Consider the following 23,661-nt stretch of genomic DNA (forward strand, 5'->3'; position numbering starts at 1 on the left):
GTCAAAAAAGGGGCCATCCGGCCCCTTCACAGATTAATTTTCGCTCGGGGTATTCTCGGCGAAGTATTCGTGGTTGTCGGCGTTGTTCAGCGCCTTGACCGGATCCGTGCTCGCCAGATTGCGGGCATTGGTCTGACCGTATCCCAGATCGTCGGTGCCCGCCACCACGTTGAAGTGGCTCAGCTCGTGGACTATGGTGCCTGCGCGGGAATCTGTCCCGGTGACGGGCGCCGTCCAGAAGCTCTTGCACAGGTAGACCTTGTAGGGCTGATCCGGATAGACGTAGGCAAAGTAGCTCTGCTTGCAGCCGCAGTCGAAGGTGAGCGGCTTGTTGTCGATGGCCTCCTTGATCTTGCTGAAGTGGGTCTCGGCCTGGTTCCAGCGAGAAGCGTCATAAGCGCCAAACCAGCTGCGGTAACGCTGGCCATCGGGCTTATCCACCGCCAGGTAACTGCTGGTGTTGTTGGTAATGCCGCTGGCGGCATCGAGCGCGGTGAGGATGTCGCTCTTCTGGGTGTTGCTGCAGCGGCCGCTGAAGCTGACCGAGGCTGTCACCGCCTGGGGCTCGGCCACCGCCGCCTTGGCGAGCACCCGATCGTCAGCCACCCCTTCCACCCACAGGGTCACGACATTGGATTCGCTACCCTGGGCCTGCTTGGCCTTGGCGGCCTTCGCCCCCTGTGGCAGAGTCGGCAGCCGGTAACGGATGCTGTACTGGCCCTGGGCGCTCATGTCGTAGAGACCGGAAACCTCGGCCTGCAGCGTCAGGCTCTGGCCTGCCTTGAGCAGCTGGAAGTCCTTGTCTGTTGGCGCCGCCCGCTTGATCAGGGCCCCCTCGTAGCCGACCTTCTCGCCGTCGCGCTCAACCAAAAACAGGGGGGCATCTTCGCTACCCGGCAGCTGCCACTTGAGCAAGCGGATGGGCTTGTCACCCGTGTTGGTCAGGGTCAGGTTGACACGCACATCGTCGGTGCTGCCCTCCACCAGAGTGAGCCTGGCGTCGAGCCCGGCGGCGCAGAGCGGAGAGGCCAGCACGCTGGCCAGCAGCAGGGCAAGGGGGGTTGCTTTCATCATGTTTCCTCATTCATTGAGTAGCGCCATCAGGCGGTTTGCTTCCATATGGCCCTCTTTGGGGCCAAACCACCCTAGAGCAGAACGTCTGCGTCACCATCTCACCATATGGGTGACATCCCCCATCAGAGGGGGACGGGCGGACAAACCATTCAAATGCGACAAAAATCGCCGACTGCCGCACCAGGGCAGCACTCAGGTACGGGCCCCCTTCCCGTCGCTCACCCTGCCGTCATGGCCTGCCCCGCTGACGGTCAGCCATAAAAAACCCCGGCACGGGGCCGGGGTGATGAGGCGGGCATGGGCGTCCGCCCGTAATAAGGCTCAGGCCTCTGCCAGGAGCGCCAGGGCGGGCTGAGCATTGCCCGGCACCAGCCGGTAGGCCTTGTGGTGCTTGACCAGGGTGCTCTTCTTGTCACCCTGGCTCAGCAGCAGCCCCAGCTTGAAGGCCGCCTCGGCCAGCTGCTTTTCATCCCCGCGCACATAGAGGGTAAGAGGCTTCACCAGCTCTCCCCCCTCGATATGGCCCAGATACTCGCTGGCGGAGATGACCAGGCTGGACTGGCCCTGGCTCAGCAGCCGCTGCTTGGCGTTCAGCTCGCTGTCGGTAAACACCAGCCAACCCGCACTCTCCAGCTCGGCGACCAGGGTGGCGAGCCTGGCCCCCAACTGTCCGGGCTCGGCCATGGCCCTGCCGTACTGACAGACGATGCGCGACAGCAGCCCCTTGAGATCGGCCCCGGCCCCCAGGGTGCGACCCAGTTGCACCCAGGCTTTCAAATCCTCCATCACCAGGCGGGAGAAGCGTTTCTCCTTGAGGGAGTCCGCCATCCAGGTGCAGAGGAAGTGGCTCTCTTGCGCCGGGGTGCGCTTGCCCGCCTTCTGCTCTGCGGTGCGGGCCAGCTCGGCCAGGCTCTGGGTGGCCATGTCGAGCAGGGCCTCATTGTAGGTGCTAAGGGTCATGGGCGATCCTCGGGTTGAAAACAGAGATGGCAAAGGCGCCCATGGCGCCTTTGCGGTTCAATAGAGAGGGTGTCGAAGCCCTTACTTGCCCTGACGGGGTTTCTTGGCGGCCGCCAGACGCTTGAGGCGTTGCCCCTGCAGCTTGGCCTCGGCCATCACCTGGGCGGCGGCGTTGTCTTCCCGCTGCGGGCGCTTGCCGAAACGGCGGCGCTCCTGCAACTGCTTGATCAGCTCGTCACGGCTGCTCACCTCGTAGCCCGGCACCATGATGCGGCGGATCTTCTGGCCAATCAGGGCCTCGATCTCCAGCAGGGTGCGCTCCTCTTCGCGGCTGACGAAGGAGACGGCCATGCCGCTCTTGCCGGCGCGGCCGGTACGGCCGATGCGGTGGACATAATCTTCCGCCAGGAAGGGCAGATCGTAGTTGACCACGTACTGCAGATCCGGGATGTCCAGACCACGGGCGGCCACCTCGGTGGCCACCAGCACCCGCACCTTGCCTTCCATGAACTCGCGCAAGGCGCGGCGACGGCTGCCCTGGGCCTTCTCGCCATGAACCACGGCGGACTTGATGCCGTCGAGGTTCAGCTCTTCCACCAACACGTCACAGCTCTCGCGGGTACTGGCGAACACCAGCACCTGTTGCCAGTTCTGCTTGCCGATGAGCTCGGAGAGCAGCTCGCGCTTGCGCTTCTGCTCCACCGGATAGACGGTGTGGCTGACGGTATCGGCGGTGGAGTTCTGCTTGTTGACGCTGATGATCTGCGGTCTGTCCAGCATCAGGTTGGCCAGCTTCTTCACGGCGTCGGAGAAGGTGGCGGAGAACAGCAGGTTCTGACGAGTCTTGCTCACAGCCTGCAGGATCTGCTGCACATCGGCACTGAAGCCCATGTCGAGGATGCGATCCGCTTCGTCCAGCACCAGGGTCTCGACACCGGAGAGGCTGAGGTTGCAGGCGGTCAGGTGCTCGAGCAGCCGGCCCGGGGTCGCCACTATGATGTGCGCCCCAGCCTTGAGTTTGCGGGCCTGCACATCCTGTTTGCCACCGCCGACCAGGGTCAGCACGCTGATGTCCAGATACTTGGCGAAGTCGTTGATGTTACTCGCCACCTGGGCGGCCAGCTCGCGGGTCGGGGTCAGGATCAGCACCCGGGCGTTGGAAGGCTGGGCCGGGGCCGGGTTATCCACCAGACGTTGCAGTATGGGCAGCGCAAAGGCCGCCGTCTTGCCGGTTCCGGTCTGGGCGCTGGCCAGCACGTCGCTGCCACGGCGTATGGTCGGGATCGCCTGCTGCTGCACAGGGGTCATCTCCTGATAACCGCACTCTGAGACGGCACGCAAAATCTCGGGGGCAAAATCGAACGATTCAAATCTCATAATGGGTTCCTGTGTTCCAGCTGAGCTGTAGTTGGCTTAAGTGGCCTGGGCCGGCGTGTGGCACGGCCTCGGCGAGGCTTGGGGCCAAGGACGGCTGGGTCTGACATCACATCAGAAGATGAGCCGGAAAATGGCGGGCGCGAAGTGTAACAGATAGGCATCAGGATTTCCGCCTCAAATGGCCTGTATTTTTACGCCACCAGGGCGAGTCGCCTGACCAGGGCGGTCGGGGACAAGGGACGAGCGGCAGGCCCGTCCCTTGAGCAACTCAGCGCGCTCTCTTGGCCGAGCGCTTGAACAGCCGCATGCCGATGGCGGCCACGGCGATGACGAAGAGAGCGAAGGAGGTCACCAGCAGACACTTGGTCAACAGTTCATGGTGGTCAGCCAGCAGCGGCGTCGCCATCATGAACTTGCCGACCATGCTGAGGGCCAGGGCCCAGAGGAAGGCGCTGGCAAAGCTGGTCATCGCCACCCGCAGCAGGTTCAGGCGGGAGATCCCCATCAGCATGGGCGTCAGCACCCTGACGAAGGGGATGAAACGGGAGACGAACATGGCCCAGAAGCCATAGCGATCGAGCAGCCGGGAGGCGCGGGGCAGGCTGCCCTCCGGGATAACCCGCTCCACCTGGCCCATGAAGCGGGTGCCATGAAGTGCATGTCCCTGCCAATACGCCATCACGCTGCCGACCCCGGCGGCCAGGGGCAGATAGAGGAACACCACCTCGGGCCCGAGCACCCCCATGCCCACCAGACCACCGGCCAATAGCACCAGGCTGTCCCCCGGCAGGGGCAGAAACACGAAGCTCGATTCGAGAAAGAGGATCACCACCAGACAGGTGACGAGCAGACCGACTGCCTGCAGTTGTATTAATTGCTCAAAGTCCTGATGCCATATGGCAAGCAGCATGTCCTGCATCTGGTATGACTCCCATCAACGTAATGCGCATCCGTCATGACGGCCCGTAGGCCCGGTCTGGCTACCCCTCCCTGGTACCGCCCCCATATGTTCCTGCGGGAGGCCCGTTATACACCCGGGGAACTGAACAATAAATTAATGTCTGCCATTTATGTGGATACACCGTCATCCGGCACCGGCAACCCGGTGCGCTGACGGCAAGGTGATCTCGCCACCAGAGCCCCCTCGGGTCTGCGCCGTAAAATGGCAAAGAATATAGTCAGTTGGCGCCGAGGTGGGCTGCCATGACGATGGAAAAACCGTTACAGTGTAAGGACTCCTCAATGGACGAGGAGGTACACGGAGCTAGGTATGGTGCATCCCCCCTCTTCTCATTTTCATGCAGGAATACTGCTGCTGGCCGGGCTTTCACTCTGCAACCAGGCCGCTCACGCCAATGATGAGACCCTCATTCAACAGCGAGCCAACGCGGTGGTCTCGTTGATGAGTTTCACCGTGGTGCCAGACATCACCGCCAGCAACCTGGACATCGGCAGCGGCACCAACGAGCAGTCGGCGCTGACCATCACCCAGCTTGGTGGCGGCGCCACCATGAGCGAGGGCTTTCCCATCTATCTCGAGGGCACCCTGGGGTACAGCCGCTACGATCCCCAGTTCGTGTTTACCGACGGCAACGAGACCCGCACCATCCCCGTCAAGTGGAACAGCCTGAGCGCCACCGGCGGCATAGGGTGGGATTTCAGCCTGCACCGCGATCGCTTTGGCGGCAACCTGGTGCTGCGCCCCATCGCCAACTTCACCCTGGGAACCGTGGCGAGCGACCTGCGCATCGGCGCCGCCCTTATCGAGAACAGGACGGGCAAGAATCTCGACTTCCTCGACGGCGGCACCCTCAACGTCTATGGCCTGGGGGGCTCCCTCATGCTGGACTATGAGCTGTTCTCCAAGTCCCAGGATATCGACGCCGAGCTGCGCTACTCCTACCAACAGTTGCAAAGCTTCTCCGGCACCGCCGACAGCGTCACCGGCAAGGCCAACGCAGAGAACCTCGGGCTCTACCTGCGTCGCCGGGCACCTCTCTTCACCTGGACCCTGCTCGATCGCCCGCTGCGCTACGTGATGGAGGGGGCCCGTACCGAATACCTGGGGGAGCAGCGCGGCCTGCTCGGCTTCAACAGCCTCAACTCCCTCGGCCTTGGACTCGAGCTCGACAGCAGCAAATACAAGGTCTTCGTCACCCGTACCCGGCTGGTGGCCCGCTATATGTTCAGCCACAACACCAGCGGCTACTCCATCGGGCTGGCGATGAGTTTCTAACGCGGCATGGCGAGATGGCCAGTCACCATCACCAAATCTCTGACTGAACGCACATTTGCCTCAATGGCCGCTATCAGGCCCCAGCTGTATCTCCTAGCATGGAGATACAGCTGGTGATGGAGACGTGAAGCAGAGCCATGCCCAGGATTGGGGTCTGCATTACAGCCTACTGTGACCAGAGAACACATGACATTTCCAAGGATAGGGAGCTTGTTATGGCCAAATTTCTGAATACCAGCGCAACCAACTATTTCCTCGAAGAGCTGATAAAGGATGCCAAGGAACGGTTAATCCTGATCAGCCCCTTCCTCAAGCTCAATGACAGGATCAGGGAGCTGCTGACCGACAAGAACCGCCTCAAGATCGATGTCCGTATCGTCTATGGCAAAAGCGAACTGCAACCGGAAGAGATCAGCTGGCTCAAGGAGCTCACCTATATCCGCACCAGCTTTTGTAAGAACCTCCATGCCAAGTGCTACCTCAATGAAGAGATGTGCATCATTGCCAGTCTGAATCTCTACGAGTTCAGTCAGGTGAACAACAACGAGATGGGGGTGCTGATCCGGCGATCGGAAGACAGCGAGCTCTACCGCGATGCCTATGACGAAGCACAGCGGATCATCCGGATCAGTGAAGAGGTTCGCATATCGCTGGAAAGAGTCGCCAACAACAGTGACGAAAGCGAAGCTGCGGTGGTCAATGCCGGGCCAGCACCAACCTGCCCCAAATGCGGTACCACAATGGTATTGCGCACCAGCAAACGGGGAGATACAAAAGGAAACTCATTTTGGGGTTGTCCGGGATACCCCAAGTGCCGCAGTTTGATCCCTATCGAGGGTTAACCCTCAATGAAGGAAGAGTGAAATGGACGTCACTGCCATTATTTATCCCTTGCTCGGCCAGCTCTGGTATCTGCTGCCACTGCTGTTGATCGCGACGCTCGTCAAAAGCCCCTGGTTCAAGGGCATGATCGGGGAGTGGTTTATCAACGTCAGCATCCGGCTCTTTCTCGACCAGCGGGCATATCACCTGCTCAAAGATGTGACCCTGCCCATCCCCCAGGGCAGCACCCAGATCGACCATGTGCTCGTCTCCCGCTTCGGGATATTCGTGATTGAGACCAAGAACATGAAGGGCTGGATATTCGGCAATCCGGCCCAAAAGAACTGGACCCAGCAGATCTATCGCCGCAAGCACAGCTTCCAGAATCCCCTGCACCAGAACCATCTGCACATGATGACCCTCAAATCCCTGCTGGGGGTGGCGGATCATCAGCTCCACTCCGTCATCTACTTTATTGGCGACTGCACCTTCAAGACCCCCATGCCGGACAACGTGATGAACCGCGGGCTGATCCGCTATATCAAGGGCAAAACCACGCCGGTTTTGACTCCTGCCGACGTCACCCGGGTGATCGACGCCATCCAGCAAGGGCGGCTGGTGACAAACTGGCAGACCCGCAGGCAGCATGTGGCCCAGCTAAAGGCGCGTCATGGCGAATCATCACGCAAGCCGTTTTCCACCAAGGCAGTGCCTGACGAAAAGGGTGCGGCGCCCTCCCCTGTCACCATCCAACAGCGCGGTGAGCCGAGTCCGCCTTGCCCCAGATGTGGCAATGCCATGGTCTTGCGTACCGCCAGCCGGGGAGAAAACAGAGGCAACTCGTTTTGGGGATGTAGCGGATATCCAACATGCAAGGGAATAGTACCCCTTGCGAAGACTCGCCATGGTGCTGCGACACGGGACATCAGAGCCTGACCCCTCAGCGGGAACTGAAACAAGGGCGGCCACTTGGCCGCCCTTGTTGTCTCTGACTGTCAGCGAATGGTTGCCATCTTTCTGACACAGGCCTGCTCCCTGTCATCCACCCGCTTGGCGAACCAGGCGGTGGTGAGGTTGCGGGTGATCTTGGGGCTCTTCAGCTGGATGCCGGGCAGCACGGCGCGGGGCTGCCGTTTGCCCGCCTGCTTGTCGGCCAGGGTGAAGACCCGATGATAGAGGTCGGTCTTGGCAAAATCGGCACTGTCCCCCTTGAGCAGGCTCTGGTGGATGGCCTGCTTGCTCATGTTGACGCGGCTGGCGATGCTGTGCACCGCGAGCTCGGTCTTGCCGGGAAGATCTGAGTCGTAGCGGACCAGATCCCCGTCCAGGGCCAGGGGCTTGCCGCTGACCCGGCTCACCGCGGCCTGGAAGGCGGCGTTGCGGCTCGCATACCAGCCCGCATTGAAGTCGGCGAAACGGTAGAGGGTGTCCGGGTAGTCGGCGGGATAACCGAAGATATGTTTGGTGCCAAACCAGATGCCGCCCCGGCGGGTGAACACCTCGTGGCGGATGGACTCCTTGACCGGATAGGGATAGCCGCGGGCGTTGGCCTCGGCGAAGGCGATGCTGACCTGCATGGGGCCGCCGGTGCGCACCGGATTGAGGTTGCCAAACAGCTGCTTGCCCATGGGCACGGCGCCTATCATATCCTCGAAGATCTCGCTCATCCCCCGCTCGGTGCGAAGGGCATCGATGCGCGCTGCATAGCTCTTGCCAGTGGGAGACTTGATGGAGAGCGCCGTGCGCACCACGAATTCGGGGATCAGCAGCTTGGCCGCCCGGGCATTGATCTCCTTCCAGGCTATCTTGCCAAGACCGGGCACCACGGGATCCGCCTGATAGGTGGCCTCCTGCTCCGCCACCGCCAGCACTGAGCAGACATTGTGATCGCTCACCGTCAGCCCCTGGGTGCTGAGCGCCGTCACCACGTCGTTGGCCCAGCCCGGCTTGTCCTGCACCTGGCGCGGCAGGAAGCGCACGATGCGGGTCTTCATGTCCGCGGGCTTGCGCGGCTGCATGGCCTTGGGTTGGTTGGCGATGACGGCCGCCTCCTCGACAGGAACGGTCGGTTCACTGGCACAGCCCGCCAGCAACACGGTCATCAGCAGCGGCAGGGGGATCAGGCCGTGCGCAGAAGAGACAACACGAGAAGGGGAGGCAAAACAGGGAGAGAATGTCATGAAGGCTTCCGATAGAGAGCGGGGGCCGGGCCCTCATTCATCACGGATGAAAGGCCCCGAACGCAAACAGGTGCCCATTGTAGAGGATTGGCTCGCCCGGCTAAAGCCTCCAACTCGAGCTTGGGCCCTCCCCGGGGAATAGGGCACAGCGGCATGACGACAGGTGGCGTGAGCCTGTGCACACGTCCCATCTGCCAAACCTCGAACAATGGCTTTTATTGATAGTCATTTCTATTTAGAATGCCGCCGACCGACACGCCTGCGGCATGGAGCCCATGGACAAGCTGACCCCCCTCTTCGACCCCCTGCAGCGACTGCTGATCACCCCGCTCTGGCAGAGTCTGTCGGGGCTGTTCGATCTCAACGGGCGCCTGGGCTTTGTTTTCCTGCTGATCTCGGGCACCGTCGCCTACCTGCTCTATCTGCGCCGCCGTCGCCAGGGAGATCCCGAAACCCGCAGCTTTCGCCACTTCCTGGGGGGCCGGGCCGTCTGGTTGCACCCCTCGGCCCTGCTCGATTACCAGTACTACCTGGTGCGCGCCCTGCTGCATGTGGCGGTGATCCTGCCTGTCCTGACCCTGCTCCACCCCTGGTTGCTGCAAACCGGGGACGTGCAATCGGCACTGACCCGGCTCTGGGGTGAGCGCCCCAGGCTCGCCGAGGCGAGCTGGCTGATGATGCTCTATGGCCTGGGGGTCTTCCTCATCAGCGACTTCGTCCATTACTGGCTGCACCGCGCCTTTCACAGCCGATGGCTGTGGGAGTTTCACAAGGTACACCACAGCGCGACCGTGATGGTGCCGCCAACGGCGAGCCGCATCCACCTGGTGGAGAAGCTGTGCGAGATGCTGGTCAAGGGGAGCTGCCTCGCCCTCTACGGCGGCATCTTCTATTGGCTCTGTGGCGGCACAGTGCGCCCCTACACCCTGTTTGGCATCAGCTACCTGGTGCTCATCTTCAACGCCCTGGCCGCCAACCTGCGCCACACCCACATCTGGCTCTCCTTCGGCCCCAGGCTCGAGCACCTGCTCAACAGCCCGGCGCAGCACCAGATCCATCACAGCCGGGATCCCCGCCACTTCAACCACAACTTCGGCACCAATCTCTCCCTCTGGGACTGGTGGTTCGGCACCCTCTATGTGACCAGCAGCCAGCCCGAGCCGCTCTCCTTCGGGGTAGGCCCGAGAGACAACGAACGCTACAGCCGGTTAAGTGCCCTGATCCTGCGCCCCTTCCTGGTGACGGTGCGCAAGATCTGGCGTGCCCTGCCCCGCCCCCGCAAGCCGCTGGTGGATTGAACCAGGCCCATAAAGCACAACGCCACCCTGAGGTGGCGTTGTTGTTGGCGGACATGGCTCAGGCGCTTTGGCGCAGGGCGCGGATCTGGGCGGCGCCGTTGATCACCGCCTGCAGGGAGGCGTTGACCACGTCACGGCCGATGGCCACCCCACACATACGCACGCCATCGACGCTCAGCAGCACATAGGCAGCGGCGCGGGATTCGGTGCCGGCGCTGAGGGCATGTTCGGAGTAGTCGAGCACATCTATGTGCATGCCGGTCTGGCGCTCCCAACCGTTGACCAGGGCCGTGATGGCCCCCTCCCCCTCACCACACAGTTGCAAGCTGCCGTCCGGGGTCTGCAGCTCGAGACGCAGTGTCTCCTGACTGTCGTGACCGAGCTGAAAACGACCGATACGATAACCGTGCGGCGGCTCGAGGTAGTGCTGCTCGAACAGGGTGCGGATCTGCTCCGGGCTGATTTCGCTGCTGCTCGCCTCAGCCTGGGCCTGTACCCGGCGGCTGAAGTCGATCTGCAGCCAGCGTGGCAGTTGCAGACCGAGGTCGCGCTCCAGCAGATAGGTGACCCCTCCCTTGCCGGACTGGCTGTTGATGCGGATCACCGCCTCGTAGCTGCGACCGAGATCGGCAGGATCGATCGGCAGATAGGCCACGTCCCAGTAGGCATCAGGCTTCTCGGCCGCCAGGGATTTGCGGATGGCGTCCTGGTGGCTGCCGGAGAACGCCGTGTAGACCAGCTCGCCAGCATAGGGGTGGCGCGGGTGCAGGGCAATCTGGGTGCAGGCCCCCACGGTCGCGACGATGGCGTCCATGTCAGAGAGATCCAGCTCGGGATCGATGCCCTGGCTGTAGAGGTTCATGGCCATGGTGACGATATCCATGTTGCCGGTACGCTCGCCGTTGCCAAGCAAGGTGCCCTCGATGCGATCCGCCCCCGCCAGCACCGCCAGCTCGGCCGCCGCCACCCCGCAGCCCCGATCGTTGTGGGTATGGATGGAGATGCTCACCTCGGGGCGCGCCCTGAGGTGGCGGCAGAACCACTCAACCTGATCCGCGAACACGTTGGGGGTGCTCACCTCCACGGTGGCGGGCAGGTTCAGGATCATAGGGCGGGAGGCCGATCGCCACTCGTCGATGACGGCGTCGCACACCTCCACCGCAAACTCCACCTCGGTGCTGCTGAAGCTCTCGGGGGAGTACTGGAAGCTCCACTCGGTACCGGGATTCTTGGCCGCGTATTCCCGCACCCAGCGCGCCCCCTGCACGGCGATGGCCTTGACCCCTTCCCGCCCGGTGTTGAACACATAGTTGCGCTGAGTCGGGTTGACCGAGTTGTACACATGGACGATGGCCCGCTTCGCCCCCTTGAGGGACTCGAAGGTGCGGGCGATGAGATCTTCCCGGGCCTGCACCAGCACCTGGATGGTGACATCCTCCGGAATGAGATTGCGCTCGATGAGTTCGCGCACGAAGTCAAAGTCCGGCTGGGAGGCGGCCGGGAAGCCCACCTCGATATGCTTGAAGCCGACATGAGTCATCAGCGCCCACATCTGCAGCTTCTGGGCCACCGTCATGGGCTCGACCAGCGCCTGGTTGCCGTCCCGCAGATCCACGGCGCACCAGAGCGGCGCGCGCTCAAGCACCCGGTTGGGCCACTGTCTGTCCGCCAGAGCGATGACGGGGGCCGGGCGGTATTTGCGATGATCGAAGCTCATATTCAGATTCCCTTGGCAGATATTGAGGCGCCAGGCGACCGGGCAGGTAACAGAGGGAGCAAGGAGGGGGAGCGGACTGGCGTGATAACGCTGGCCCTGACTGGCGGTGCGGCGGTAACCCCACAGCCGGTTTCCATTGGTCCCTTCTGGTGGAAGGGGCCGACCAGGCTGGCGCGATAACGCCGGCCCTGATCCTCTCGCAACCCTCTGACACTGAATGCTTGCCGGTGCGGACGACCTTGTTTGCTCACGCATGTGATGAGAAACCAGTATAGGGAGGCGTTCGGGGTGAGTGATTGCGAAGATTGTTGCCAATGGCATAAAATAGGCAATTCATGATTGAAATTAACTAATTAAAGGGCGTTTGTCACCCTTCATTCTCGCTATTGACGCCATCTCGTGCATGAGAGGGCGATGCCCCGGGATCTGCCGGCCCCGTAAAAAGAAACACCCCGCCATCGCTGGCGGGGTGTTGTCAGGCTTGCATCCAGGGCCGTAAGCCGCCCTGGCCGCACGCACCTTAGCGGTGCTTGACCCTGTGGTGCAGCTCCTGCACCGAGTTCACGTTGGCGGTGGCATCGACGCTGATGGCCATGCAGGTGGCGAAGGCCGCGTGCAGCGTGGTGGTGTAGGCCACCTTGTGCTGCAGGGCGCCGCGGCGCAGCTGCTTGGAATCCTGAATCGCCTGACGGCCCTCGGCGGTGTTGACGATGTAGGTGTACTCGCCATTCTTGATGCGATCCAGAATGTGCGGACGGCCCTCGTGCACCTTGTTCACCAGACGCGGGTTGATGCTCGCTTCACCCAGGGTCACCGCGGTGCCGTGGGTGGCGTCGAGCTCATAACCCAGCTCCAGCAGCTTGGCGGCCAGGTTGACCACCCGCTCCTTGTCGCCGTGGCGCACTGAGAGCAGGGCGCGGCCTTCGCTCGGCACCTGATGGCCGGCACCCAGCTGGGCCTTGGCATAGGCCTCGGCAAAGCTGCTGCCCACTCCCATTACCTCGCCGGTGGAGCGCATTTCCGGCCCCAGCAGCGGATCCACACCCGGGAACTTGGCGAACGGCAGCACCACTTCCTTCACCGAGTAGTAGGGCGGGATGATCTCGGTGGTGAAACCTTGATCCTGCAGGCTCTGACCGGCCATGACCCGAGCGGCAATCTTCGCCAGCGGCGCACCGGTCGCCTTGGAGACAAACGGCACGGTACGGGCGGCGCGCGGGTTCACCTCGATGAGGTAGATCTCGTTGTCTTTCACCGCGAACTGCACGTTCATCAGGCCGACCACGCCGAGCTCCAGGGCCAGCTTGCGAACCTGCTCGCGCATCTCGTCCTGGATGGCCTTGGACAGGGTGTAGGGCGGCAGGGAGCAGGCGGAGTCACCGGAGTGGATACCGGCCTGCTCGATGTGCTCCATGATGCCGCCGATGACCACGTCAACGCCGTCACAGATGGCGTCCACGTCCACCTCGGTGGCGTCGTCGAGGAAGCGGTCCAGCAGTACCGGCGACTCGTTGGAGACGCTCACGGCTTCCGCGAAGTAGCGGCGCAGATCCTGCTCGTCATAGACGATTTCCATGGCACGGCCACCCAGCACGTAGGAGGGGCGAACCACCAGCGGGTAGGTGATGCGCTCGGCGGTCAGCACCGCCTGCTCCAGGGCAGTGACGGTGCCGTTTTCCGGCTGCTTGAGGCCGAGGCGCTCGACGGCGGACTGGAAGCGCTCGCGGTCTTCGGCGCGGTCGATGGCGTCCGGGCTGGTGCCGATGACAGGCACGCCGTTCGCTTCCAGGGCGCGAGCCAGCTTGAGCGGAGTCTGACCGCCGTACTGGACGATGACGCCCTTGGGCTGCTCGACCCGCACGATTTCCAGCACGTCTTCCAGGGTCACCGGCTCGAAGTAGAGACGGTCGGAGGTGTCGTAATCGGTGGAGACGGTCTCCGGGTTGCAGTTGACCATGATGGTCTCGTAACCGTCTTCGCGCAGGGCCAGGGCCGCGTGCACGCAGCAGTAGTCGAACTCGATACCCTGACCGATACGGTTCGGGCCGCCGCCGATGATCATGATCTTGTCGCGATTGGTCGGCGCCGCTTCGCACTCCTCGTCATAGCTGGAGTACATGTAGGCGGTGTTGGTGGCGAACTCGGCGGCGCAGGTATCGACCCGCTTGTAGACCGGGAAGATGTTGTGGCGGGCACGGGCCTTGCGCACCTCGCCCTCGGCCACGCCGAGGATCTTGGCCAGACGGGCGTCGGCGAAGCCCTTGCGCTTCAGGGTGCGCAGGAAGTCGGCGTCCAGGCCGGCCATGCCGCGCTCTTTCACCTGCTCTTCCAGCTTCACCAGCTCTTCAATCTGCACCAGGAACCAGGGGTCAATCTTGGTCAGCTTGAAGATGCCGTCCATGGAGAGACCGGCGCGGAACGCATCGGCGATGTACCAGATCCGGTCGCAACCGGCATCCTGCAGCTCGTGGCGGATGCGGGTCAGGGAGTCGGGGGCATTGAGATCCACCATGGGGTCGAAGCCGGTCTTGCCGGTCTCGAGGCTGCGCAGCGCCTTGTGCAGGGACTCCTGGAAGTTGCGGCCAATGGCCATCACTTCACCCACCGACTTCATCTGGGTGGTGAGACGGTCGTTGGCACCGGCAAACTTCTCGAAGTTGAAGCGCGGGATCTTGGTGACCACGTAGTCAATCGCCGGCTCGAAGGAGGCCGGGGTGCGACCGCCGGTGATGTCGTTCATCAGCTCGTCCAGGGTGTAACCGATGGCGAGCTTGGCGGCGATCTTGGCGATGGGGAAACCGGTCGCCTTGGAGGCGAGTGCGGAGGAGCGGGACACCCGCGGGTTCATCTCGATGATGACCATGCGGCCATCTTTGGGATTGATGCCGAACTGGACGTTGGAGCCGCCGGTCTCGACGCCGATCTCGCGCAGCACCGCCATGGAGGCGTTGCGCATTAGCTGGTACTCCTTGTCGGTCAGCGTCTGGGCTGGCGCGACCGTGATGGAGTCACCGGTGTGGATGCCCATGGGGTCGAAGTTTTCGATGGCGCAGACGATGATGCAGTTGTCGTTGCGATCCCGCACCACTTCCATCTCGTACTCTTTCCAGCCGATCAAGGACTCATCGATGAGCAGCTCCTTGGTCGGCGACAGATCCAGGCCGCGCTCGCAGATCTCGACGAACTCTTCGGTGTTGTAGGCGATGCCGCCACCTGAGCCACCCATGGTGAAGGAGGGACGGATGATGCAGGGGAAGCCGACCATCTGCTGCACCTTCCACGCCTCTTCCATGTTGTGGGCGATGCCGGCACGGGGGCACTCCAGGCCGATGCTCTTCATGGCGATGTCGAAGCGACGACGATCTTCCGCCTTGTCGATGGCATCGGCGGTGGCACCGATCATCTCCACACCGAACTCCGCCAGCACGCCGTGCTTCTCCAGATCCAGCGCGCAGTTGAGTGCGGTCTGGCCACCCATGGTGGGCAGCACGGCATCGGGGCGCTCTTTCTTGATGATCTCGCGCACCACTTCCCAGGTGATGGGCTCGATGTAGGTGGCGTCCGCCATCTCGGGGTCGGTCATGATGGTGGCCGGGTTGGAGTTCACCAGGATGACGCGGTATCCCTCCTCGCGCAGAGCCTTGCAGGCCTGGGCGCCGGAGTAGTCGAATTCGCAGGCCTGACCGATGACGATGGGGCCGGCGCCGAGGATCAGGATGCTCTGTAGGTCGTTACGTTTTGGCATGGCTCTCTTTATCCTCTTAGGCGCGATACTGCTTAATCAATTCAATAAAGTGGTCGAACAGACCGGCACAGTCGTGGGGGCCCGGGCTCGCTTCAGGGTGACCCTGGAAGCTGAAGGCCGGACGATCGGTGCGGTGGATGCCCTGGAGCGACCCGTCGAACAGGGAGACGTGAGTGGCACGCAGGCACTCCGGCAGGCTGTTCTCGTCCACCGCAAAACCGTGGTTCTGGGCGGTGATCATGACGGTGTTGTCGTCCAGGCTCTTCACCGGGTGGTTGGCACCGTGGTGACCGAACTTCATCTTGATGGTCTTGGCGCCGGAGGCCAGACCCAGCAGCTGGTGACCCAGGCAGATGCCGAACACCGGGGTGTTGGTGGCCAGGAAGGCCTTGATGGCGTCGATGGCGTAGTCGCACGGCTCGGGGTCGCCGGGGCCGTTGGAGAGGAAGATGCCATCCGGGTTCAGCGCCAGCACCTCGGCGGCCGGGGTCTTGGCCGGCACCACGGTCAGGCGGCAGCCACGGTCCACCAGCATGCGCAGGATGTTGCGCTTGACGCCGAAGTCGTAGGCCACCACGTGGTATTTCAGCTCATCGGCGGCCGGGGTGACGTGCCCCTTGCCGAGCTGCCAGCTGCCTTCAGTCCAGCTGTAGGATTCGCTCACGGTCACTTCCTTGGCCAGATCCATCCCCTTCAGACCGGGGAAGGCGCGGGCCTGGCTCAGGGCATGGGCTTCATCGAGTTGCTTGCCGGCCAGGATGCAGCCGGCCTGGGCACCCTTCTCCCGCAGGATGCGGGTCAGTTTGCGGGTGTCGATGTCGGCGATGCCAACGATGTTGTGAGACTTGAGGTAATCGGAGAGGGATTGCTGATTGCGGAAATTGGAGGCAAGTATCGGAAGGTCCCGGATGATCAATCCCTGCGCGTGGATTTGACTGGACTCTTCATCTTCGCTGTTGGTGCCGGTGTTGCCTATATGGGGGTAAGTGAGGGTGACTATCTGACGGGAATAAGAGGGATCGGTGAGGATTTCCTGATAGCCCGTCATCGACGTATTGAAAACCACTTCACCAACGGAACATCCCTCGGCGCCTATCGACACGCCTTTGAACACAGTTCCATCTTCCAGCACTAGCAATGCAGTGTGATTCAAGACAACCTCCAGTTATTTAGCTTTAAATTCAGCAATTTACCTGGGTGTTGCGGGTCCGGACGCTGTTTGAAACAGGGCTCAAACCCGGCAGATTTCTGGCAAATTGGGCGCATTCTACTTAAAAACGATCTCATTTCAACGTCTTTTCTCGTTTGAAATGCATCTAAATTCAATAAACAAGCAACATTACCCATTATCTATGCACTAAGGTGCTTTGCAACCCCCTCCCCAAAAAGAAAAGCCAAAACCCGAAACAAAAGCACCCACCCATGCCACCCGACAGACAAAAAACGATATTTTATCGTTAATAAACAGATGAATACGAATTTAAAAAACAAACAACTCAAGCCAAAAAGTGCCATTTGGCGATAGAAAACTGACTACTAAAAATAGAAAACGTTTTTCTTTGATTGCATTTTTAGTCTGTTTGACCGGATGTGAAAAAAGCGGGCTGCAGGGAAAATTGAGACCCAAACCCGTTACCCTCTGATGACATTTTTGTCGCAGGAGTGTGGCGCAGAAATAGGAAGGGGGAGATTTAGGCTGGTTCACCACAAAAGCGGTGCTTAACGCTTATTTTTACAAAAACCATAAACAAAACCCCGGCGAGCCGGGGTCTGACAACCAGATCGGAGAGAGGAGAGCCCTGGTCAGGCTCCCGCTACACCCTATTTGAGGCCGAGTACGTCCTGCATGTTGTAGAGACCCGCCCCCTGCTGGCCGAGCCACTTGCCTGCCCGCACGGCGCCATTGGCAAACGTCAGGCGGCTCGAGGCCTTGTGGCTTATCTCCACCCGCTCGCCGATGTCGGCAAACATGACGGTGTGCTCCCCCACCAGATCCCCGGCGCGGATGGTGGCAAAGCCGATGGTGTTGCGATCCCGCTCGCCGGTGATCCCCTCGCGGCCATAGACGGCGCACTCTTTGAGATCCCGGCCCAGGGTTTTCGCCACCACTTCCCCCATGGAGAGCGCGGTGCCGGATGGTGCATCCACCTTGTGTCTATGGTGCCCCTCGATGATCTCGATGTCGGTGTACTCCCCCATCACCTTGGCGGCCTGCTCCAGCAGCTTGAACACCAGGTTGACGCCGACCGAGTAGTTGGACGCGAAGACGATGCCGATCTGCTTGCCCGCCTCGTGCAGCGCGGCCTTGCCTGCGTCGTCAAAGCCGGTGGTGCCTATCACCATCTGCTTGCCATGGGCCAGGGCGAAGGCCAGGTTGGCCAGGGTCACCTCGGGACGGGTAAAGTCGATGATGAGATCAAACTCATCGCGCACCTTGTCCAGGCTGTCGCTGATGACGACCCCAAGCCGGCCCAGGCCATTGAGTTCACCCGCATCCAGGCCAATCACGACAGAGCCAGGTCGCTCCAGCGCCGCACCAACCACCACGCCCTCGGCGTTGGTGATGGCCTCCAGCAGCACCTTGCCCATACGACCATTACAGCCCATCACGGCCACACGGATCGGATTGTCCATCTCCACCCTCTCATCTCTTTATTATGGAAAGAGACCGTTTTACCAGCCCGCGCCGGCTTTGAAAAGCCCTCCGTGGCCGTCGTCTCGGCGCCGCCATATCAACAACAATTTATGATTAACTCCGAATATTTGACGGATTTAATCAGCACATCAAAATCACAAAAGAAAAAGGCCTATCCATCTGGACGTCTATCTTGACCGAATGCCCCCGACTCACTACTGTAAGCCCCCCATAGCGGCAGGATGCCTACCCTGTGTCCGAGCATACTCGGGCCAACACAGGCTGCGACAGGAGGTCATTGTTCAAGTTTCGAGGAACACATGATCCAGACCCAACCCAGTGCCAGAGCCCTGCTGCCCCTTCTGGTCTTTCTTGCTCTCTTCATCGGTACCGGCACCTGGCTGACCCTGCAGGGGGTCGAGTTCGCCTTCTATCAGCTGCCCGCCCCCGTGGCCGCCCTGCCTGCCGTCATGCTGGCGCTGATGCTGGGCAAGGAGGGCTTCAACAAGAACCTTGAAACCTTCTTCAAGGGGGTGGGTGACAGCAACATCATGGCCATGTGCCTCATCTATCTGCTGGCGGGCGCCTTCGCCACCGTGGCCAAGGCCACCGGCGGGGTGGATGCCACCGTTGCCCTCGGCCTCTCCCTGATCCCGGGCTGGTTCCTGCTGCCGGGGCTCTTCCTCATCTCCGCCTTCATTGCCACCGCCATGGGCACCTCCATGGGCACCATAGGGGCAGTGGCACCCGTGGCCCTCGGCGTCGCCCAGGCCACCGGCATCGATCCCGTGCTGATGGCGGGCACCATTCTCTCCGGCGCCATGTTCGGCGATAACCTCTCCATCATCTCGGATACCACCATAGCGGCGACCCGCAGCCAGGGCTGCGAGATGAAGGACAAGTTCCGCGAGAACGTCAAGATTGCCGCCCCCGCCGCCGTGCTGGTGATCCTGCTCTACCTGCTGCTGGGCTCCACCGGTGAGGCCCCCGCCGCCAACGCCAGCGCTGACCTGCTCAAGATGATGCCCTACCTGCTGATCCTGGTACTGGCGCTCGGTGGCATGAACGTCTTCGTGGTGCTCGGCCTTGGCATCCTGGCCGCCGGTGGCGTTGGCATGATCGGAGGCTATCCCCTCGGCCAGTTCAGCAAGGACATATACCAAGGCTTCACCAGCATGCAGGAGATCTTCCTGCTCTCCATGCTGATCGGTGGCCTCGGCGCCCTGATGGAGCGCCAGGGGGGGCTGGCCTGGATCAGCGCCCGCATCGCCGCCCTGATCGCCCGCTTCACCCGTGCCCACGACGGTGAACAGAACGAGAAGGCGGCCGAGCTCGGCATCGCCGGTGTGGTCGGCTTGACCAACCTCTGCACCGCCAACAACACGGTCGCCATCATAGTGGCGAGCAAGGTGGCCCGGGACCTGGCAGAGCAGCACGGGGTCACCCCGCGCCGCGCCGCCTCCATGCTGGACATCTTCTCCTGCGTGGTACAGGGCTTGATCCCCTGGGGCGCCCAGGCGCTGCTGCTGGGCTCCATCTTCGCCCTCTCCCCCCTGGCCGTGGTGAGCATGAGCTTCTATCCCATGGCCCTGGGGCTGGCCGCTCTCATCGCCGTCTTTATCAAGCACCAGGTGCGCGGCGGCGCCGATAATCGACAAGTCGCCTGATCATCACCTTCTACCACTGAGACCTGGGGCTGGCCGCCATAGTCGCGGCGTTCATCAAGCACCAACTGCGCTGCGGTGGCCGAGCCGTCGGCGCAGGCCTAAGCAACTTCATCTGGCCGGTGACTATCCCGTCGTCCCCGGCCAGATCCCAGCACCGTCCCTTCCCCGCTTTTCATCCCTATGGCCCCTTGTTAAGGTAACCCAGCCCTTTAGTTCCACCACAGGAGCCCCCATGCCGGATACCCAACCCGAACGCCAGAGCCTGCGCCAGCTCATCCGCCAGCGCAGAAAGAGCCTGAGTCAGGCCGAGCAGCAGGCGGCGGCCCAGCAACTGGTCACGCGTTTTCAGGAACACCCCGAGATCCAGGGGGCCAGACGCATCGCCCTCTACCTGGCCAATGACGGTGAGCTCGATCCCCTGCCCGCCATTCACTGGCTCTGGAGCCAGCGCAAGGAGGTCTACTTGCCGGTGCTGCACCCCTTCACCCCGGGTCACCTGCTCTTCTTGCGCTACACCGCCACCAGCCCCATGACCCGCAACCGCTATGGCATCGCCGAGCCCGAGCTCGATGTGCAGCAGGTGCTGCCCCACAGCATGCTGGATCTCATCTGCACCCCGCTGGTGGCCTTCGATGCCGAGGGAAACCGGCTCGGCATGGGAGGCGGCTATTACGATCGCACCCTGGCCTGCTGGCACGAACACGGGCTGGGCCCAAGGCCGCTGGGTCTTGCCCACGACTGCCAGCAGGTGGAGTCAGTGCCCCAGGCGCAGTGGGACGTCCCGCTGCCCCAGATCATCACCCCCGCCCGCTGCTGGCGCTTCTCCTAGCAAGTTTTGCCCTGCTGCCGGGGAGCTGATCCCCTTACCCAGCCCCTTGGCTCAATAAACAGGCAAACGATTTACATCTTGGGGCTTTTTGCCCCGGAACGTGACCGCCATGGTCGCTCTGGGCAGGATGCTTGGATATAATGCGCCCGCTTTTTCCATAAGGATCCATCATGACTCAAGATGAAATGAAGAAGGCGGCCGGTTGGGCTGCGCTCAAATACGTGGTACCCGGCACCATCGTCGGGGTGGGCACCGGCTCTACCGTCAATCACTTCATCGACGCACTGGCGACCATGAAGGACGAGATCAAGGGCGCGGTATCGAGCTCCATCGCCTCCACCGAGCGCCTCAAGGGGTTCGGCATCCCGGTGTTTGACCTCAACGACATCGATGCCCTCTCCGTCTACGTGGATGGTGCCGACGAGATCAACGGGACCCGTGACATGATCAAGGGGGGCGGTGCCGCCCTGACCCGCGAGAAGATAGTCGCGGCCGTGGCCGATCAGTTCATCTGCATCATCGACAACACCAAGACAGTTGAGGTGTTGGGCCAGTTCCCGCTGCCGGTGGAGGTGATCCCCATGGCCCGTGAATACGTGGCCCGCGAGATCAGGAAACTGGGTGGCAACCCGGTGTGGCGTGAGGGTGTGGTGACCGACAACGGCAACATCATCCTGGACGTCAAGGGCATGGCCATCACCGATGCCAAAGGGCTGGAAGTGCAGCTCAACGCCATAGTGGGCGTGGTCACCAACGGCCTGTTCGCCCATCGCGGCGCCGACGTGGTATTGATCGGTACTCCGGATGGGGTCGTCACCCAATAAGGCATCCGCCATGGTCGGCGTGGTCACCAACGATCTATCTTCCGCCCATCGCGGCGCTGACGTGGTACTGATCGGTACTCCGGATGGGGTCGTCACCCAATAAGGCATCTGCCATGGTCGGCGTGGTCATCAACGATCTATCTTCTCGCCCATCGCGGTGCTGACGTGGTATTGATTGGCACGCCAGAGGGCCTGGTCACGCAATAAGGCTGACTGCAGGAGGGCTCGCGGGGTCACCAGACCTCCGTTATTACCCCCGCGAATGGACAACGGCGCCTGATGGCGCCGTTTCTATTTATCCCTCAATGGCTTGTAGCAACATCGCTGCAAAAAACGTTGATAACTTCAAAGAATTTGACTTTCGTCACAAATATTCCCTCTCCCAAACGTTTTTGCTACTTTACGGTTTTCTTCACACTGCAAGCCTGAGCGCATTTTTCAAAACAATAGAGGGAACGTCATGACAGCCAAGTTTTCGCTGGACAAGGATAAGATCAAGGTACTGCTGCTGGAGGGAGTGCATCCCAACACGGTGGAGACCTTTCGGGCAGCCGGCTACACCAATGTTGAGTATCTGAAGACCTCCCTGTCGGAAGAGGATCTGGTCGAACGTATTCGTGACGTGCATTTCGTGGGCCTGCGTTCACGCACCCAGATCACCGAGAAGGTGCTGGATGCCGCCAGCAAGCTGGTCGCCATCGGCTGCTTCTGCATCGGCACCAACCAGGTTTCCCTGGATGCCGCCCACGTGCGTGGCATTCCCGTCTTCAACGCCCCCTTCTCCAACACCCGCTCCGTGGCCGAACTGGTACTGGGGGAGATCCTGCTGCTGCTGCGCGGCATCCCCGAGAAGAACGCCAAGTGCCATCGCGGCGTCTGGGAGAAGCTCGCCAACCGTTCGGTGGAAGCCCGCGGCAAGAAGCTCGGCATCATCGGCTACGGCCACATCGGCACCCAGCTTGGCATCATCGCCGAGATGATCGGCATGAAGGTCTACTACTACGACATCGAGAACAAGCTCTCTCTGGGCAACGCCATCCAGGTGCCGAACCTGGTGGAGCTGCTCAACATGTCTGACGTCATCAGCCTGCACGTGCCGGAGACCGCCTCCACCAAGGATCTCATCGGTGCCGAGCAACTGCGCATGATGAAACCGGGCGCCATCTTCATCAACGCCTCCCGCGGTACCGTGGTGGACATCGATGCCCTGGCCGACGTCATCAAGAGCGGTCACCTCTCGGGCGCCGCCATCGACGTCTTCCCGAGCGAGCCCAAGTCCAACGACGAGGAGTTCCTGACCCCGCTGCGCGGCCTGGACAACGTGATCCTGACCCCCCACATCGGCGGTTCGACGCAGGAGGCCCAGGAGAACATAGGTCTGGAAGTCGCCAACAAGCTGGTCAAGTACTCAGACAACGGCTCCACCCTCTCCGCCGTCAACTTCCCGGAAGTCTCCCTGCCGGGCCACAAGGGTTCCAGCCGCCTGCTGCACATCCACCGCAACCAGCCCGGCGTGATGAACCAGATCAACCAGATCTTCGCCGACGAGGGGATCAACATCGCCGGCCAATACCTGCAGACCAGCAGCGAGATCGGCTATGTGGTGATCGACGTGGAAACCGAGCACAGCGAGAAGGCGCTCTCCCGTCTCAAGGAGATCAACGGCACCATACGTGCCCGGATCCTGCACTGATGCCCTGAGCCCGGCGCCAGGCCAGCAAAAAGCCCGTCTCGATGACGGGCTTTTTTATGTCAGGAGAAAGGTTGCTCTCGCAACCTACCACCAGCCGAGCAGATTGCGGCCAATCAGGGCGCCCCACACCAGCGCATTGAGGGCCAGGGCGATGAAGACGGCGGCGGAGCCGAGATCCTTGGCGCGCCCCGACAGCTCGTGATGCTCGGAGCCGATGCGATCCACCACCGCCTCGATGGCGGAGTTGAGCACCTCGACGATCACCACCAGCCAGCTGATGCAGATGAGCAGCAGGATCTCGTTGAGGGAGTTGCCGAGCCAGCCTGCCAGCGGCATCAGAGCCAAGACGAGCACCAGCTCCTGGCGGAAGGCCGCCTCGTTAATCCAGGCCGATTTGAGACCCTTCATGCTGTAACCGGTTGCGTTGATGATGCGGGTGACCCCGGTCGCGCCTGGCTTTGCCACGATAACTACCTCATTTGAAATGGTTTTTAGGCTCACATCCTATCAGAGCCTCCCAAGGTTTCCATCGGGGGAGTTTTGCTTTATTTTATCCCCTTGCATTTTGGCATCCCGCCCCCCTTATTCACTCGAGAATAGAGTC

The 23,661-nt window shown here is 61.7% G+C and carries 18 protein-coding genes and 1 pseudogene; 9 read left to right on the forward strand and 10 right to left on the reverse strand.

The genetic code is table 11. The features are described 5' to 3' along the window. Positions 1–33: 33 nt before the first annotated feature. The 4 genes from PG898_RS08175 to PG898_RS08190 all read right to left on the reverse strand — a co-directional run bounded on the left by PG898_RS08175 (position 34) and on the right by PG898_RS08190 (position 4,330). On the reverse strand, positions 34–1,074 hold the full coding sequence (locus tag PG898_RS08175) for a M35 family metallo-endopeptidase (protein WP_270823829.1): 1,041 nt from the start codon (positions 1,072–1,074) through the stop codon (positions 34–36). A gap of 321 nt (positions 1,075–1,395) precedes the next feature. Further along, complete coding sequence (locus tag PG898_RS08180) at positions 1,396–2,034, reverse strand: DUF2913 family protein (protein WP_270823828.1); 639 nt, start codon at positions 2,032–2,034, stop codon at positions 1,396–1,398. Between the two features lie 81 nt (positions 2,035–2,115). Next, the gene (locus PG898_RS08185; protein ID WP_005328097.1) at positions 2,116–3,411 is read right to left on the reverse strand and encodes a DEAD/DEAH box helicase; all 1,296 of its coding nucleotides are present in this window, start codon (positions 3,409–3,411) and stop codon (positions 2,116–2,118) included. A gap of 268 nt (positions 3,412–3,679) precedes the next feature. Further along, positions 3,680–4,330 (reverse strand): DedA family protein, encoded by a 651-nt coding sequence (locus PG898_RS08190; RefSeq protein ID WP_042648944.1) that lies wholly within the window; start codon positions 4,328–4,330, stop codon positions 3,680–3,682. A 351-nt stretch (positions 4,331–4,681) separates the two neighbouring features. Between PG898_RS08190 and PG898_RS08195 the strand changes: the two genes are divergently transcribed. The 3 genes from PG898_RS08195 (at position 4,682) to PG898_RS08205 (ending at position 7,405) form a co-directional block, all read left to right on the forward strand. Then, complete coding sequence (locus tag PG898_RS08195; protein ID WP_270823827.1) at positions 4,682–5,647, forward strand: hypothetical protein; 966 nt, start codon at positions 4,682–4,684, stop codon at positions 5,645–5,647. Positions 5,648–5,862: 215 nt separating this feature from the next. After that, entirely contained in the window at positions 5,863–6,489 is a 627-nt protein-coding gene (locus PG898_RS08200) for a topoisomerase DNA-binding C4 zinc finger domain-containing protein (protein WP_270823826.1), read from the forward strand. A 22-nt stretch (positions 6,490–6,511) separates the two neighbouring features. Then, positions 6,512–7,405, forward strand: coding sequence for a nuclease-related domain-containing protein (locus PG898_RS08205; protein WP_270823825.1), 894 nt, complete (start codon positions 6,512–6,514; stop codon positions 7,403–7,405). Positions 7,406–7,464: 59 nt separating this feature from the next. Here the strand turns inward: PG898_RS08205 and PG898_RS08210 are convergent, their stop codons facing one another. Beyond that, positions 7,465–8,571: a DUF1615 domain-containing protein gene (locus PG898_RS08210; protein ID WP_270823840.1), complete on the reverse strand. Its 1,107-nt coding sequence runs from the start codon at positions 8,569–8,571 to the stop codon at positions 7,465–7,467. A 353-nt stretch (positions 8,572–8,924) separates the two neighbouring features. On the opposite strand from PG898_RS08210, the gene PG898_RS08215 reads away from it, so the two are divergent. Continuing rightward, entirely contained in the window at positions 8,925–9,947 is a 1,023-nt protein-coding gene (locus PG898_RS08215) for a sterol desaturase family protein (protein ID WP_270823824.1), read from the forward strand. Between the two features lie 58 nt (positions 9,948–10,005). Here the strand turns inward: PG898_RS08215 and leuA are convergent, their stop codons facing one another. From leuA to dapB, 4 genes are all read right to left on the reverse strand, one after another. Next, complete coding sequence (gene leuA / locus PG898_RS08220; protein WP_270823823.1) at positions 10,006–11,664, reverse strand: 2-isopropylmalate synthase; 1,659 nt, start codon at positions 11,662–11,664, stop codon at positions 10,006–10,008. A gap of 520 nt (positions 11,665–12,184) precedes the next feature. Then, complete coding sequence (gene carB / locus PG898_RS08225; protein ID WP_270823822.1) at positions 12,185–15,409, reverse strand: carbamoyl-phosphate synthase large subunit; 3,225 nt, start codon at positions 15,407–15,409, stop codon at positions 12,185–12,187. 16 nt (positions 15,410–15,425) lie between these two features. Continuing rightward, positions 15,426–16,562 carry a glutamine-hydrolyzing carbamoyl-phosphate synthase small subunit gene (gene carA, locus PG898_RS08230; RefSeq protein ID WP_270823821.1) on the reverse strand — a complete coding sequence of 379 codons (1,137 nt, stop codon included), beginning with the start codon at positions 16,560–16,562 and terminating at the stop codon, positions 15,426–15,428. Between the two features lie 668 nt (positions 16,563–17,230). Further along, positions 17,231–18,043: a 4-hydroxy-tetrahydrodipicolinate reductase gene (gene dapB / locus PG898_RS08235; RefSeq protein ID WP_270823820.1), complete on the reverse strand. Its 813-nt coding sequence runs from the start codon at positions 18,041–18,043 to the stop codon at positions 17,231–17,233. 321 nt (positions 18,044–18,364) lie between these two features. On the opposite strand from dapB, the gene PG898_RS08240 reads away from it, so the two are divergent. The 5 genes and pseudogenes from PG898_RS08240 (at position 18,365) to serA (ending at position 23,057) form a co-directional block, all read left to right on the forward strand. After that, positions 18,365–19,711 carry a Na+/H+ antiporter NhaC family protein gene (locus tag PG898_RS08240; protein ID WP_270823819.1) on the forward strand — a complete coding sequence of 449 codons (1,347 nt, stop codon included), beginning with the start codon at positions 18,365–18,367 and terminating at the stop codon, positions 19,709–19,711. Between the two features lie 232 nt (positions 19,712–19,943). Continuing rightward, positions 19,944–20,540: a 5-formyltetrahydrofolate cyclo-ligase gene (locus PG898_RS08245; protein ID WP_163153789.1), complete on the forward strand. Its 597-nt coding sequence runs from the start codon at positions 19,944–19,946 to the stop codon at positions 20,538–20,540. A gap of 170 nt (positions 20,541–20,710) precedes the next feature. After that, positions 20,711–21,364 (forward strand): ribose-5-phosphate isomerase RpiA, encoded by a 654-nt coding sequence (gene rpiA, locus PG898_RS08250; protein ID WP_025327396.1) that lies wholly within the window; start codon positions 20,711–20,713, stop codon positions 21,362–21,364. Between the two features lie 4 nt (positions 21,365–21,368). After that, positions 21,369–21,467, forward strand: a pseudogene (locus tag PG898_RS21230) (ribose-5-phosphate isomerase RpiA); the annotation flags it as partial. Positions 21,468–21,824: 357 nt separating this feature from the next. Beyond that, positions 21,825–23,057, forward strand: coding sequence for a phosphoglycerate dehydrogenase (serA, locus tag PG898_RS08255; RefSeq protein WP_043130189.1), 1,233 nt, complete (start codon positions 21,825–21,827; stop codon positions 23,055–23,057). 84 nt (positions 23,058–23,141) lie between these two features. Here the strand turns inward: serA and PG898_RS08260 are convergent, their stop codons facing one another. Then, positions 23,142–23,522, reverse strand: coding sequence for a diacylglycerol kinase (locus PG898_RS08260; RefSeq protein WP_005328065.1), 381 nt, complete (start codon positions 23,520–23,522; stop codon positions 23,142–23,144). Positions 23,523–23,661: the final 139 nt, after the last annotated feature.

The organism is Aeromonas sp. QDB31, from assembly GCF_027707605.1.
GTDB lineage: Bacteria > Pseudomonadota > Gammaproteobacteria > Enterobacterales > Aeromonadaceae > Aeromonas > Aeromonas media.

What these genes read in the sequence shown, in the direction of transcription:
- PG898_RS08175 (WP_270823829.1), bottom strand. Translation starts at nt 1,074, where the DNA reads ATGATGAAAGCAACCCCCCTTGCCCTGCTGCTGGCCAGCGTGCTGGCC.
- PG898_RS08180 (WP_270823828.1), bottom strand. Translation starts at nt 2,034, where the DNA reads ATGACCCTTAGCACCTACAATGAGGCCCTGCTCGACATGGCCACCCAG.
- PG898_RS08185 (WP_005328097.1), bottom strand. Translation starts at nt 3,411, where the DNA reads ATGAGATTTGAATCGTTCGATTTTGCCCCCGAGATTTTGCGTGCCGTC.
- PG898_RS08190 (WP_042648944.1), bottom strand. Translation starts at nt 4,330, where the DNA reads ATGCAGGACATGCTGCTTGCCATATGGCATCAGGACTTTGAGCAATTA.
- PG898_RS08195 (WP_270823827.1), top strand. Translation starts at nt 4,682, where the DNA reads ATGGTGCATCCCCCCTCTTCTCATTTTCATGCAGGAATACTGCTGCTG.
- PG898_RS08200 (WP_270823826.1), top strand. Translation starts at nt 5,863, where the DNA reads ATGGCCAAATTTCTGAATACCAGCGCAACCAACTATTTCCTCGAAGAG.
- PG898_RS08205 (WP_270823825.1), top strand. Translation starts at nt 6,512, where the DNA reads ATGGACGTCACTGCCATTATTTATCCCTTGCTCGGCCAGCTCTGGTAT.
- PG898_RS08210 (WP_270823840.1), bottom strand. Translation starts at nt 8,571, where the DNA reads ATGACCGTGTTGCTGGCGGGCTGTGCCAGTGAACCGACCGTTCCTGTC.
- PG898_RS08215 (WP_270823824.1), top strand. Translation starts at nt 8,925, where the DNA reads ATGGACAAGCTGACCCCCCTCTTCGACCCCCTGCAGCGACTGCTGATC.
- leuA (WP_270823823.1), bottom strand. Translation starts at nt 11,664, where the DNA reads ATGAGCTTCGATCATCGCAAATACCGCCCGGCCCCCGTCATCGCTCTG.
- carB (WP_270823822.1), bottom strand. Translation starts at nt 15,409, where the DNA reads ATGCCAAAACGTAACGACCTACAGAGCATCCTGATCCTCGGCGCCGGC.
- dapB (WP_270823820.1), bottom strand. Translation starts at nt 18,043, where the DNA reads ATGGACAATCCGATCCGTGTGGCCGTGATGGGCTGTAATGGTCGTATG.
- PG898_RS08240 (WP_270823819.1), top strand. Translation starts at nt 18,365, where the DNA reads ATGATCCAGACCCAACCCAGTGCCAGAGCCCTGCTGCCCCTTCTGGTC.
- PG898_RS08245 (WP_163153789.1), top strand. Translation starts at nt 19,944, where the DNA reads ATGCCGGATACCCAACCCGAACGCCAGAGCCTGCGCCAGCTCATCCGC.
- rpiA (WP_025327396.1), top strand. Translation starts at nt 20,711, where the DNA reads ATGACTCAAGATGAAATGAAGAAGGCGGCCGGTTGGGCTGCGCTCAAA.
- serA (WP_043130189.1), top strand. Translation starts at nt 21,825, where the DNA reads ATGACAGCCAAGTTTTCGCTGGACAAGGATAAGATCAAGGTACTGCTG.